Genomic DNA, 13,279 nt, shown 5'->3' on the forward strand with positions numbered 1-13,279 from the left:
GCTCTTCCCACAGGTTGCTTGCCCGCGATCCGGTGGCCCGACGCACGCCGCGCCCTGTCGTGCACATCGCGTGGGCCCACGACGCGAAGGACCGCCGACCCGGGGTCGGCGGTCCTTGGTGCGGCGGGTGCTGACGCGCCCGGCGGGTGCTACTGAGCGGCGTGGTTCCTGCGGCGGTGCAGACCGAAGGCGATGCCCGCGCCGGCGACGGCGAGCGCGCCCGCGGCGAGGCCGGCCGGCAGGAGCGCCGAGGAGGAGCCGGTCTCGGCGAGGGTCTCGCCGGCCGTCTGGGTGGTCGGGCCGTTGCCGGAGCCACCGGTGCCCGAGGTGCTGCCGGTCCCGGCCGGGGCGCTGGGCCCGGTCGGGTGCTGGGGGATGTCCGTGACCGACTTGACCGACCCGTCGGCGTTCAGCAGGACCTGCTTGCCGTTGGGGTGCTTGAAGTCGAAGGCCGACTCCAGCGAGTTGGCGCGGGCGTCGAAGGAGGCGTCGCCGATGCGCCCGGTGTGCCAGTTGTCCTCGATGAAGCGGGTGATGGACGCCTGCTCGGTACGGGTGTGGTCGACCGAGTTGACCTTGCTGTAGGGCGAGATGACGAGCAGCGGCTGGCGCGTGCCGGGGCCGCAGCGGTCGGAGTAGCCGCCGGCCGCGGCCGGTCCGGCCTGGCAGGCCGGGCTGTCCGGGGCCTTGCCGTCGGAGCCGGGCTTGGTGTCCTTGGAGCCGTTCTGCGGCTTGGCGTACGCGTGGTCGTACCAGCCGTCCGAGTCGTCGTAGGCGATGACGACGGCGGTGTCCTTCCACTCCGGCGACTGCTGGAGCTTGTTGATCTGCTCGACGAGGAAGTGCTGCTCGTCGATCGGGTCGGAGTAGGCGGCGTGGCCGTCCTGGAACTCCGCGGCCTTCAGGAAGCTCACCGCGGGCAGGTTGCCGGCCTTGAGCGCCGCGTCGAAGTCGCTGAGGTCGTAGTTGTGGTTGGCCTGGCCGCCGTGGCCGATCTCGGCGGTGTTCTTCGGCGGCAGGTGGTGCGGGTTGGCCGTGGACTTGTAGTACTGGAACGGCGAGTGGTGCGGGCTGTAGTCGACGGCCGCGGCGCCGCCCACGTTGGTGTGCGTGCTGCCCGAGCACTTCGCGTAGTCGCCCTGCTTGCCGTCCCACGCGGTGCTGGGCCGGAAGCCGCCCTGGAACCAGCCCCAGGACACCTTCTGCTGGTTGAGCAGGTCGCCGATGTTGCGGCCCTGCATCGCGGCCAGCGCGTTCTTGCTCGTGTGGTCCTTGCCCGAGCAGTCGTCGTACGCCGGGTCCGGGTCGTTGACGAGCGTGCCGACACCCTGGGCGTTGGGGGAGACGACCGTGTACGGGTCGGGCTTCGCGGTCTGCTTCGGGTGCTCGGTGCCCGAGGCGGGGTCGGTGGAGATGACCCCGTGGGTCTGCGCCGAGACGAGGTTCAGCGCGCCGGGCGTGGAGGGCCCGTAGGTGGTGCTGAAGGAGTTGTCGCCGAGCGAGTAGTGCTGGGCGTAGTTCCACATCGCGGTGACGGTGTTGCCGTCGTAGTAGTCCATGACCAGGCCGGGCTCGCCGAACAGGTTGCCGGAGCACTTGCCGGAGTCCGTGTTCTGCACGTACAGGTCGGCCTTGCCGCCGTTGGCGGCGTACTGCTCGGGCCCGTAGCCGTGGTTCTGGTCGCAGGTCATGGCCTGCTCGGGGGTGAGGCGCTTGGGCAGGTACTGGTTCGGGTTCTTCGTCAGGAGCCCGGCGTTGCGCAGGGTGTTGATGTCCTTCGGGGTTCGCTTGTCCGCGGTGAACTTCGTGCCGTCGGTGTTCGCCGCCACCGGGTAGGCCCCGAAGTAGTGGTCGAAGGACACGTTCTCCTGGAAGAGGACCACCAGGTGCTTGACCGGGGTGGCCGTCTCGCCGCCGTGGTGGTCCGCCGAGTCCGCCGCGGCCGGGACCGTACCGCTCAGCAGGCCGAGCGCCGCCGCCCCGGCGAACGCCCCCCACCGCCTGGCCCAGCGCCCCGGACCCGCCGCGCTACCTTTGCTGCCCATGCTCCGCGTGCCTCCACTGGCGTCCGGCGACCGGCCGCCTTCGTGATGTCGTTGACGAAACGCGATGTTTCGCGCGGACCACTACACCGCGACGGCGACACTGTGTCCTGCTGGTGAACAGCCAGTCAGGAATATCAGGCCAAAACTTGACCCTCTGTTGGTGAAGGGGTTGGTGAAGCGGGGCCGGTCAGGCGAGCAGGGACCGGCCGAACCAGTCCGTGCGGTCCCGCACTCCCGGCAGCGCGAAGAAGTAGCCGCCGCCGAACGGCTTGATGTAGTCCACCAGCGGCTCGCCCTTCAGCCGCTTCTGCACCGTCTCGAACTGACGGGCCAGGTCCTGCTGGTAGCAGCAGAAGACGAGCCCCATGTCGAGGTCGCCGTTGCTGTCCATGCCCCGGTCGTAGTTGTAGCCGCGGCGCAGGATCCGCTCGCTCTCACTCGGCTGCCCCGAACGCGGGTTGGCGAGGCGGATGTGGCTGTTCAACGGGATCACGTCGCCCTTCGGATCCTCCGCGTACTTCGGGACGTCGAACTCGGCGGAGCCGTCCAGCGGGGCGCCCGTGTCCCGGCTGCGCCCGAACATCCGCTCCTGCTCCCCGATCGAGACCCGGTCCCAGAATTCCACCAGCATGCGGATCAGCCGCACGACCTGGTAGCTGCCGCCGGCCGCCCACGCGGGCTCGCCGCCGCCGGCGCCCACCCACACCAGCCGGTCCATCGCGGCCGCGTCCTTGGGGTCGGGGTTGGCGGTGCCGTCCTTGAAGCCCATGTGGTTGCGGGGAGTTCCGCTGGGTCTCGGCGGGCTGGTGAAACCGTCCATGCGCCAGCGCACCTGCATCGCCCCGCGGGTGTGCCGGGCGATGTCGCGCAGGGCGTGCAGGACCACGTCCGGGCTGTCGGCGCACAGCTGCACGCTCAGGTCGCCATGGCACCAGGCCGGGTCGAGGTCGTCGTCGGGGAAGGCGGGCATCGCGCCGAGCCGGGCGGGCTTGCGGCTCGCAAGCCCGAACCGGTCGTCGAAGAGGGAGGCTCCCACCCCCGTCGTGACCGTCACCCCGCCCGTGGGCACCTGCGGGCCGAGCACTCCGGAGTCGCTGGGCGGCGCGGTGATGCCGACCGGGGCGGGCGAGCCACCGGTGGCCAGGAAGCGGGCCCGCTCCGTGAGCGTCCGCAGCAGCTCCGTGAGCTCCCTGCGGTCCACGGCCGTCACGTCGAAGGACACGAACGCCGTGGCCCGCTGCGGGGGTTGGAGGATGGCGGCCTGGTGCGCCCCGTGGAAGTCCACGCGCGCGCCGGGCGCGCCGGTGCCGTCGGCCCGGGCCGGGCGGGGGATCGCGCCGGACAGAGCGGCTCCGGTGACCGCGGTCCCGACCCCCGCGGCCGCGCCCCGCAGGAAGCGACGCCGTCGTACCTCACTCATGCCGTCCTCCGTGCGTCGCAGATCGTCGCCACCGGGGCCAGGAGTTCCACGGCCTGGCCGATGTCGCTGTTGATCCGTTGCCGGTCCTGGTGGCCGAGCCGGTCCAACGGCGTCCAGTGCCCGCCCGCGCCGAAACCGTCCAGGGTGTGCTGGGTGCGGTCCAGCCACGCGTCGAGGCGCGGCAGGTCCGGGTAGCGGGTGGTGAGCAGCGGGCGCAGCAGGGTGAGCAGCTCGCGGGTGCCGTCGAGGTTGGCGCGGGCGGTGGCCAGGCCGGTGCCGCTGCCGTAGTCGGTGCGCCCGGTGAGCTCCGCGTGGGCGGTGGCCTCCAGGATCTCGTGGGCGCGCAGCCCCAGTTGGGCCGGGTCGAGGCGCTGCTGCGGCCAGCTGTCACGCAGGGCGTGCACGGCTTGCGCGAGCCGGTCGGCGGGGCCGCGCAGCGAGGCGGCCGACTCGCCGTGCCACAGGCCGTACTCGACGCGGTGGAAGCCCTCGAAGCCCTGGGCCGATCCGGCGGCGGACGGGGCGGGGCCGGAGCCGTTGATGGCTCCGTCCGCCTCGCCGAACTGGTCGTAGGCGGCGCCCATGCGCTCGTACACGAGGTACGCGGGCAGCCAGGCGTCCCGCGCCGCGGCGAGGTCCCCGTCGTCGACGGCGCGCTTCAACTCGTCGGTGCGGTCGGACAGTTCGACGGTCCTGGCCGTGATCCACTGCTGGTAGGCGAGCGCCACCGGGATGAGGTCGTGCTGGGTGACGGGGACCGCGGCCGGTCCCCCGCCGCCCGGGCTGCCCGCGATCGTCACGGTGGGTCCGACGACCGCGTCCGCGTCGTCCGGCAGGCACTTGAAGGCGTAGGAGCCGCCGCCCAGGACCACGCGCAGCTCGCGGGTCGTGCCGGGGGCCAGGCCCTCGACCTCCCCGTAGACGGCTCCGGTCGCCGGATCGGTGAGATCGACTTCGGCCGGTGTCGAGGACGTGTTGTGCAGCGCGAACACCTGGGGCCCGGGTGTCGCGCCGCTCCAGCCGTTGCCGCACGCGCCCTGCGCCACCTCGACGACGGTCGGCCCCTTCGCCGCCGGGCGCTTCGCGTCGGCCGACGTGCCAGGAGAGGCGAGGGCGTATGCCGCCGCGCCCGCCGCGACAGCGGCCACGACCACGATCGCGGCGGTGCGGCGACCGATGAGCCGCCTCCCGCGCACCGGCATGCCGGGCCCCTCGTCGGGTTCGGCCGGTTCGTGACCCGAGCCCGGTTCGGGGTCGCTCATCACGGCACTCCGTTCGTGTCAGCGGCGAGGGGACGCCGCCGCTCATGCTAGGCAACCGGGCGGGCCCGAACGCTCATCCGGGTGACCGCACACCCAGATTTACCCCCGAGTTCACCGAGCCGACACCGGCACCCGCCCCGAACGGCGCCTAGGACGCCCTGTCCTCACCGACCCGGATCACGATCTTGCCATGGGCGTGGCCCGTCCGGCTGAGCTCGAACGCGTCCGCCAGCCGCTCCAGGGGGAACGTCTCGGCCACCGGCACCTTGAGCTGCCCCGCGTCCGCGAGCCCGGCCAGGGTCTCCAGACCGGGGCCGTCGGGGCGTACCCACATCCACTGGCCGCCCGCCTCCATGACGGAGGGGTCGGCGATCGAGGCGTGGCGGCCCCCCTCGCGCAGGACGGCCCGGGTGGTGTCGAGCACACCGCCCACGTAGTCGACGACGACGTCCACGCCGTCGGGGGCCAGGGCCCGGATGCGCTCGGTGACCCCGTCTCCGTACGCCACGGGCTCGGCCCCCAGCTCGCGCAGCCGGTCGTGGTTGCGCTCGGAGGCCGTGCCGATGACACGGGCGCCCAGGGCCTTCGCGATCTGTACGCCGAACGTGCCCACGCCGCCCGCCGCGCCGTGCACGAGCACCGTGTCACCCTTCCCGGTGCCGAGCCGGGTCAGGGTCTGCTGGGCGGTGAGGCCCGCCAGGGGCACACCCGCGGACTCCTCCCAGCTCAGGGACTTCGGCCTGCGGGCGAGAGCGCGTACCGGGACGGTCACGAACTCGGCGAAGGTGCCGCCGTGCACATAGTCCTTGCGGGCGTACGCGTAGACCTCGTCGCCCGCCTTCCACTCGGGGGTGTCGATGCCCGTGCTCTCCACGACACCGGCGACGTCCCAGCCCGGAACCACCGGGAAGACCGTGTCCATCATGCCGTCCAGGCCCCCGGACATGATCTTCCAGTCGACCGGGTTGACGGACGCGCAGCGCACCCGGACGACGACCTCGCCCGGGCCCACCTTGGGCCGGGGCTGCTCGGTCAGGCTCAGGACCGAGTTGTCGCCGTACGAGGCGTACGTCATGGCCTTCATGGTGCTCTTCTCGGTGTTCGCGGAGCTCGTGGGCATCGTGGGCTCTCTCCCGGTGTCGAGGTGGGCGGGGAGGGCCGGACCCACGGGCTGCCGGGCCCCCGCGGTCACCGGTCTCCCCGGTTACTCCGATTCTGGTGCGCCGGGCGCGGGCCCGCCCCCCGGACGGGCCCGGCCGCCCGGCGGGACGCGGGTCCCCGCGCGTCTCAGCCGGCGTAGACGTCCTCCACGTAGCGGCCCTCGGCGGTCAGCCGGTTCAGCCACTCCTCGGCCTCGGCGGCCGAGGCGCCGGTACGCCCGGCGTACAGGTCGCGGAAGGCGCCGCGCACCCCCGGCGCCATGCGGCTGCCGTCACCGCAGACGTATACGCGCGCGCCCGCCTCCAGGAGCGGCCAGAGTTCGTCCGCGTCGGCGGCGATGCGGTGCTGCACGAAGCGGCCGCCGCCGTCGGCGGGCGCGCTGAAGGCGGGGCGCAGCGAGAGGGCTCCGGCGCGTTCGGCGGCGTGCAGTTCGTCGGCGTGCAGGAAGTCCGACTCCGGCGCGTCGCAGCCGAAGTAGAGCAGGGCCGGAGCGGGTTGACGGACCGTCAGGCGGTCCGCGACGGCGCCCCGGAAGGGCGCGAGGCCCGTCCCGGCGGCGATCATGATGACCGGTTCCGGTGCCTCGGGTGCGATACGGAAGGCCTCGCGACAGGGCTGGACGCGGGCGAGGACGGTGTCGCCGGACCGCAGGGAGTGCAGATGGCCGGATCCGGTGCCGCCCGGGTTGAGCGAGACCATCAGGTCGGCGTGGCGCGGGTCGCGGGCGGGCGAGGACGACACCGAATACGGGCGGGGCCGGAGCGGGGGCAGCAGTTCCAGGAGGGTGGGCCAGTCGAGCGCGCCCCGCAGCGCGGGGTGGTCCTCGATCAGCGCCAGAAGCGGGCGCGGATCGTCCGCCGCCAGCCGCTCCAGCGCGGCGCGCTCGGGCGGGCACGGGTTGTTGGCGGCGAGCAGCGCCGTCTGCTCACGGGTGGGGCGGCCGCCCAGCTCGACGTGATGCGCGAGGAGTTCACGCACCGAGAGCGGGCGGTCGACCGGCAGGGCCGTGGGTGTGGCGTGCGGAGCGCGGATGTTCAGGACGGTGTCGGGTTCCACACCGAGGGCCGCCGCCGCCCGCGCGACGACCGCCGGGGCGTTCACGGGCAGCACGGTGAGGTGGTCGGCCGTGCGGTAGGTGACGCCCTCGGGCAGGGCCACCCGCACGAAGCGCTTGGGCCGGGGGTGGCCCGGCGAGGTGAGGTCGCGGGCCTCGGTGACGGTCATCTCCACCAGGCCGTGGCGCTCCGCGAGGGCCGCGCGCGGCCCGCCGGTCACCTCCGTGACCGCGTAGGCCGCCTCGGTGGACGGCTGTGCGGCGCCGACGCTCTCCGGGTCTCCGTACCGTCCGAGGAGCACCACCCGCAGGGCGGCCGCGAACTCCCGTACCGTGCCGGCCAGTTCACCTGACGCGTCGGCTTCGGCGCGGGGCAGCAGGCGCTCGCCGCCGATGGCCGTGAGGCGTTCGTCGAGGAGGGTGGGCACGCGCTGGTAGGTCGCGGCCCAGTTGCGGTCGCCCACGCCGAGCACCGCGTACGGTACGCCGTCGGCCGCGCCGGGTTCCGCGTCCTCGATCCAGCGGACGAACCGGGCCGCGTCGTCGGTGGGCTGCCCGTTGTAGGAAGCGGCGACGATGACGACCGGACGGTCCTTGGGCAGCGCGTCCGTGTACGCGTCGAGCGGGGCGACGTCGGCGGCGAGGCCGAGCCCGGCGGCCTCGGCGGCCAGTCGCTCGGCGAACTCACGGCAGGTGCCGTAGTTCGTGCCGTGCAGGAGCAGCAGGCCGGTCCCCTGGCGCACCCGCGAGGGCAGTGCGGGTACGGGCTCGGCGGCGCCGGCGGCCGTGCGCGAGCCCGGGCCGGGGTGGGCGGCCCGGTTCAGGGACCGGTCGGCGGGGGTGCGCGGGATCAGGGAGAGGGTGAAGCCGTCGGGCTTGAGGGTGAGGGTCTCCTTGACGCGCAGCCGGTAGTCCGCCGAGTCCACGAAGCGGTAGCGGTGCGCGAGCAGCGCGAGCAGCATGGTCGCCTCGTGCAGCGCGAACTGCCGCCCGATGCAGGCCCGCTCGCCCGTACCGAAGGGCTTGTAGGCGTGCGGTGAGCGGGTCGCCTCCGCCTCGGGCGTGAACCGGGCCGGGTCGAACAGCTCGGGATTGTCGCCCCAGACCGGGTCCCGGTGCAGCATCGGCGTGAGCACCGTGACCAGGTCGCCGGCGCGCAGCCGGACCCGGCCGCCGAGCACGGTGTCCTCGCGGGCCTGGCGGGTGAAGGCGGCCGCCGTGGGCCACAGCCGCAGCGCCTCACTCAGCACCTGGCGGGTGAAGCGCAGCTTCCCGATGTCCTCGAAGGCGGGGTCGGGATCGGCGGTGTCGCCCCACAGCTCGTCGGCCTCGCGCTGGACCAGGTGCAGCGCGGTGGGGTCCTTGAGCAGGTGGTAGAGCGCGAAGGACAGCGTGCCCGAGGTGGTCTCGTGCCCGGCGATGAGGAAGGTGATGACCTGGTTGCGGATGTTGGCCGCGTCCAGGGTGGTGCCGTCCTTGGGGTGTTCGGCTCCCAGCATCAGACCGAGCAGGTCGTCGACGGAGGTGTCCCCGCTGCGGGTGCGGGCGGCGATGACCTCGTCGACGACCGAGGCGAGATAGGCCGAGTCCCGCTCGAAGGCGCGGTCCTGCTCGCTGTGGTCGCCGTCCGGGCTGCGGCCGAGCCGCTTCATGCTCCACTCCAGGCAGCGCACCATCGCCTCGACGAAGGGGTGCGCGGTGGCGCGTCCGAAGGAGTCGAAGTCGAAGCCGAACCCGGCCAGGCCGATGGTGTCCAGGGTCATCCGCGTCATGTCGTCGGCGACGTCCACCGGCTCGCCCAGCGCCGCCCGGCGGTCCCAGCTGTCCATCACGCGGCGCGCGACGCGCAGCATCGCGGGATGGTAGGTCCGCATCGAGCCGAGCGCGAAGGCGGGCATGAGGATGTCGTGCGCCTTGGCCCAGTTCGGTTCGTCGTTGTAGGCCGTGAACAGCCCGTCGCCCGCGAACTCGCGCACGTGGTCGAGGACCTTGGAGATGCCCTTGGAGAAGCGGGTCTCGTCGGCGAGCTCGGTGACCAGGTCGAGCGAGCTCACGAAGAGGTGCTGGTGCTCGTTGAGGCGGCGCCGGAACACCGGCCCGTGCACCCGGGCCAGCTCCATGGACTGCTGGATGGGCGTCTCGGTGAGACCAGCGGCCGAGATGTCCACCAGGGGGACGCTCTCGTCGTCGGGGCGTGCGTCTGCGGGGATCAGGATCGTGTCCGTCATGCGTCCAGCCTCACCCGGCCGGTGTGCCCCGCCGCTTCGGGCGACTGCATGATTGTGCAGTGGTTTCTCGCGTACCGCTCTTGCGGACGGGCCAGGAAAAGGGGCGGTGACCCGCGGCATGACCGACGAGCAGGCGGTGGAGGAGGACATCGGCACGTGGCGCAACCACTTCCTGACCCTCCTCGACCGCATCCCCGTGCCGATCGCCGTCTGCCGCATCGACGGCGCGGTGCACGTCGCCAATCCCGCCATGGCCGCCGAGTGGAGAACCACTCCCGGGCGCCTGCGCGGGCGTTCGCTGCGCGAGCTGTTCACCCCGCGCTCCGAGGAGCAGATCGATCGCCTCGTCACGGCGCTGCGCGCGGGGCGTACCTCCCGCTATCCCATTGGGGTGACCTGGCGGGCGGGCCAGGACGGGGCCGAGCGCGAGGGCGAGTTCACCATCGACCCGATCATGGCCCTCCCCAACCCCGAGCCCGTTCTGCTCGCCATGCTGTACGTCCGCGACGAACGCCCCGGACCACCGCCCGCTCGGCAGGGCACGGTGAGCGAGGCGCAGGCCCGCATCCTGGCGCTGGCCGCCTCCGGCGCGACCACGGCGGCCATCGGCAAGGCCCTGGGTCTGACCGTCGACGGCGTCAACTACCACCTGACCCGGCTCTCCCAGCGCTGGCGCGTCCGGGGGCGTACGGCACTGGTGGCCAAGGCGTACGCGCTGGGGGTGCTCGCCCCCGGCCACTGGCCGCCGGTGCCGGCCGAGGGGATCACGGAGCGCTCCTGATCGCGCGGGTCAGCGCGCGGTGTTCAGCTCCGCCGTCACCGCCGCCACGAGGTGCTTGAGCCCGCGCGGGTTGGAGCCGAGGAACAGGTTGGGCTCGATGAGCTCCAGTTCCATCACCACCGGCTCCCGGTCGTCGCCCAGGGCCAGGTCGACCCGCGCGAACAGTGGAGCGGCCGCCGAGGGTAGGGCCGCCAACGCGGCCGACGCGGTGCGCAGTTCGGCGTCGGTCGGCAGGTGGGGGGCGATATCGGGGTGCGGGTTGCGGGAGTTGTCCATGACCCCGGGCTCGGTCAGCACGGGCCCCTTGCGCAGGGCGTAGCTGAAGGCACCCCGGATGTGGACCAGGGCGCGTTCGCCCTCGGCCACCAGGGGCAGATACGGCTGTACCAGCACGGCGCGGCCCTGGGCGTGCAGCATCCGCGCATGGCGTACGGCGTCGGCGCTCCGGCCTGGCTCGTAGCGCGCGGTGTCGCGGGCACCCGCCGAGACGCTGGGTTTGACCACCACGCCCCCGGGGTGCGCGAAGTCGGCCTCCCCGCACGGCTCTTGGGGGTCGAGGATCCGCGTGGGCACCACCGGCACGCCGCGGGCGGCCAGTTCCAGCAGATAGCGCTTGTCGCTGTTCCAGCGCACCAGGGGGGCCGGGTTGAGGAGCCTGGTCAGGTGGGCCGCGCGGTCCGCCCAGGCGAGGAACTCCTCCAGCCTGTCCGAGTAGTCCCAGGTCGACCGTATGACCGCCAGGTCGAAGCCGTCCCACGCCACGGGCTCCGCGTCCCAGGGCACCGCTTCGGCCGCCAGCCCCTCGGCGCACAGCCCCGCCACGATGAGCGGGAGGTCGCTGTCGTGCTCCAGACCGGCACCACTCGTCACGACCGCGATCCTGGTGGTCCCCATGCACCCCTCCGGTGTCCGAGTCGGGCGCACCCGCACTCCGCCGGCGCGGGCCCCCGGCTGGCACCCTCGCACACCGGGGTGCGGGGCGGCGCCCCTTTTCCGACCGCACACCGGGGCGGCACGACGTCCGGTGCCTCTGCCCCCAAGGGCGTTCTCTTAGAGTCCTCTTACAACTCTTCACTATCACTGCGCCATGGACATCAGCACGGGGAAGTCATCCATCGCGCGCCCGGCCCGGCGAACCGGCCGGCGCTCCCTTCTCGTTCTCGCCGTCGCCACCGCCCTGGCGGCCGGTCTGACCCCGGCCGCCACCGCCGGGCCCGCACCGTCCGCGGGAGCACGCCTCCACGACGGCCGCGTGGAGCTGCCCGTCGGGGGCGGCACCGCCACGATCGATCCCGCGACGCTGCGCGTCGACGCCCGTACCGACGACGGGCGGACCCTGCGCGTGTCGGACCCGGCGGCCGACGCCCCCGGCAGGCCCGGGCATGTGACCGTCTCGGGCCAGGGCGCCCGGTGGTCCTACCCCGGCCGGGGCCTGAACGCCGAGGCGCACGTCGAGCACGGCAGGCTGCTCGTCACGATCACCGCCGACCGGGACGCCCGGCTCGCCTGGCCCGTCACCGGCTCCGACCCGGCCGCCTCCGCCCTCCAACTGCCGCGCGGCGAGGGCCTGTCCCTGCCGGTCGCCGACCCCTTCTGGAACTCCTCGCGCGCCCAGCTCGTGGGCTCCGAGGAGGACATGGCCTCCCAGCTGACCCTGCCGGTCTGGGGTTACACGCTCGGCGGCGGGCGGGGCGTCAGCTACCTCAGCCCCACCGACATCGGCACGTCACTGGCGTACGCCTCCCAGGGCGGACGCCTGCGCACGACGGCACGGCACACCTTCTCGGCCGGCGACGCGACCCACGCCTACACCGTCGCCTTCGCGCTCACCGACGGATCCCCCGTCGCACCCGCCGTCGACTACCGGCACTGGCTCGCCGAACACGGCCGGCTCGGCAGCCTCGGCGATAAGATCCGCGCGAATCCTGAGACGGGCCGGCTGCTCGGCGCGTTCCACGCCTACGCCTGGGGCGGCGCCCGCAGGGCGGCGGGCGTCGACCGGCTCATGTCCCTCGGTGTGAGCCGGCTGTGGCTCGGCTACGACGCGGACGACGCGCCCATGACGGCCGCGGACGTCGCCGCCGCCCAGCGGGCCGGATATCTGGTGGGCCCCTACGACTCCTTCGCCAACGGGCGTGCCAAGGGCCCCGACACTCCCCCGAATTCGGTCTGGCCCGACGGCGTGTACCCGGCGTTCTGTGTACGGCGGGCCGACGGCACGCCCCAGCCCGGCTTCCATAAACAGGGCTGCTACCTCAGCTCGCAGGCCTTCGAGCAGGCCGAGCCGCAGCGGCACTACCTCGCCGACCGCACCCGCTCGCTGGTGGGCAACGGAGCGGCGAGCTACTTCCTGGACGTGGACGCGGCGGGCGAGCTCTTCCGCGACCACGACACCGCGCACCCGATGACGATGGCCCAGGACCGCGCCAACCGCCTCGCCCGGATGCGGCGGATCGCCGACGGGACGTACGACACCGCACGGCGCGCGCCGCTCGTGCTCGGTTCGGAGGCCGCCGGTTCCTGGGCCAACCAGGTCCTCGCCTTCGACCACGGCTCGGGCACCCCGGTCGACGGCCGCCTGTGGCCGATGGAGACCGGCCACTTCGACACCGCGCCGGACCAGCCCAAGGACGACCCGGCCTGGGGCGGCTACACCCCGGCGGGGGCTCCTGACACCTTCTTCAGGCCGGTGCGGGTGGGCGACTTCAAACCGGAGCACCGGGCCGCGGTGGCCGACGCCCTCCGGGCGATGTACGACCCGGCCTACCGCGTACCGCTGTACGAGACGGCGCTGCACGGCTCGCTGGTCAACGCGGAGCGCTGGGAGCTGCCCTTCGGCAAGCTTCCCGAGCAGAAGACCACGCGGGCGCTGCTTGCGATGCTCTACAACACCCCGCTGAACTTCGTCCTGAGTGACCAGGACCGGCGGAACGACCAGAACCTGCGCGAACTCGCCGCGCTCCAGCGGTACTTCGCACCGCTCCACCAGGCCGCGGGGACACAGGAGTTGAGCTCCTTCGCATGGCTGACGGCCGACCGCTCCGTGCAGCGGACCGTCTTCGGTGACGGCACGCTCACCGTCACGGCCAACTTCGGCACCGCCGCCCACGACGGGCTCCCCGGCGGGTGCGTCGACGCGACCCTCAAGGGTGGTGAGCCGCGGCGGCTGTGCCCGGCGAAGGTGGTCTCCTGACGCACGGGGGCCGGTGATCCTCGCCCCGTTCGCGCCCGCCCCGGCGGCCCGCGCCGAGTGCGCCCGCCGGGGACGCGTACCGCCGGCCGTGTGACGCACGGGGCCGGGTCCGCAGAGTGTGGACGATCCGGGACG

The 13,279-nt window shown here is 73.3% G+C and carries 8 protein-coding genes; 2 read left to right on the forward strand and 6 right to left on the reverse strand.

The genetic code is table 11. From position 1 onward, the window contains the following. Positions 1-149 precede the first annotated feature (149 nt). The 5 genes from DT019_RS00505 to DT019_RS00525 form a co-directional block, all read right to left on the reverse strand. Positions 150-2,045, reverse strand: coding sequence for a phospholipase C (locus DT019_RS00505; RefSeq protein ID WP_114034538.1), 1,896 nt, complete (start codon positions 2,043-2,045; stop codon positions 150-152). A gap of 187 nt (positions 2,046-2,232) precedes the next feature. After that, positions 2,233-3,465: an iron uptake transporter deferrochelatase/peroxidase subunit gene (gene efeB / locus DT019_RS00510; protein ID WP_114034539.1), complete on the reverse strand. Its 1,233-nt coding sequence runs from the start codon at positions 3,463-3,465 to the stop codon at positions 2,233-2,235. Continuing rightward, complete coding sequence (locus tag DT019_RS00515; RefSeq protein ID WP_114034540.1) at positions 3,462-4,727, reverse strand: EfeM/EfeO family lipoprotein; 1,266 nt, start codon at positions 4,725-4,727, stop codon at positions 3,462-3,464. Before DT019_RS00515 ends, efeB begins: the two co-directional genes overlap by 4 nt. Positions 4,728-4,875: 148 nt before the next feature. Then, a complete protein-coding gene (locus DT019_RS00520; protein WP_114035247.1) occupies positions 4,876-5,811 on the reverse strand; it encodes an NADP-dependent oxidoreductase in 936 nt (311 codons plus the stop codon). Positions 5,812-6,014: 203 nt separating this feature from the next. Then, entirely contained in the window at positions 6,015-9,170 is a 3,156-nt protein-coding gene (locus DT019_RS00525; protein ID WP_114034541.1) for a cytochrome P450, read from the reverse strand. Positions 9,171-9,288: 118 nt separating this feature from the next. Between DT019_RS00525 and DT019_RS00530 the strand changes: the two genes are divergently transcribed. After that, entirely contained in the window at positions 9,289-9,951 is a 663-nt protein-coding gene (locus tag DT019_RS00530; RefSeq protein ID WP_114035248.1) for a helix-turn-helix transcriptional regulator, read from the forward strand. Between the two features lie 9 nt (positions 9,952-9,960). On the opposite strand, the gene DT019_RS00535 is transcribed toward DT019_RS00530, so the two are convergent. Continuing rightward, on the reverse strand, positions 9,961-10,845 hold the full coding sequence (locus tag DT019_RS00535; RefSeq protein WP_114034542.1) for a RimK family alpha-L-glutamate ligase: 885 nt from the start codon (positions 10,843-10,845) through the stop codon (positions 9,961-9,963). Positions 10,846-11,038: 193 nt separating this feature from the next. Between DT019_RS00535 and DT019_RS00540 the strand changes: the two genes are divergently transcribed. After that, complete coding sequence (locus DT019_RS00540; protein ID WP_114034543.1) at positions 11,039-13,144, forward strand: glycoside hydrolase; 2,106 nt, start codon at positions 11,039-11,041, stop codon at positions 13,142-13,144. Positions 13,145-13,279 lie beyond the last annotated feature (135 nt).

Origin of the sequence: Streptomyces sp. SDr-06, from assembly GCF_003324565.1 — a bacterium.
In the GTDB taxonomy this organism is placed as follows: Bacteria; Actinomycetota; Actinomycetes; order Streptomycetales; family Streptomycetaceae; genus Streptomyces.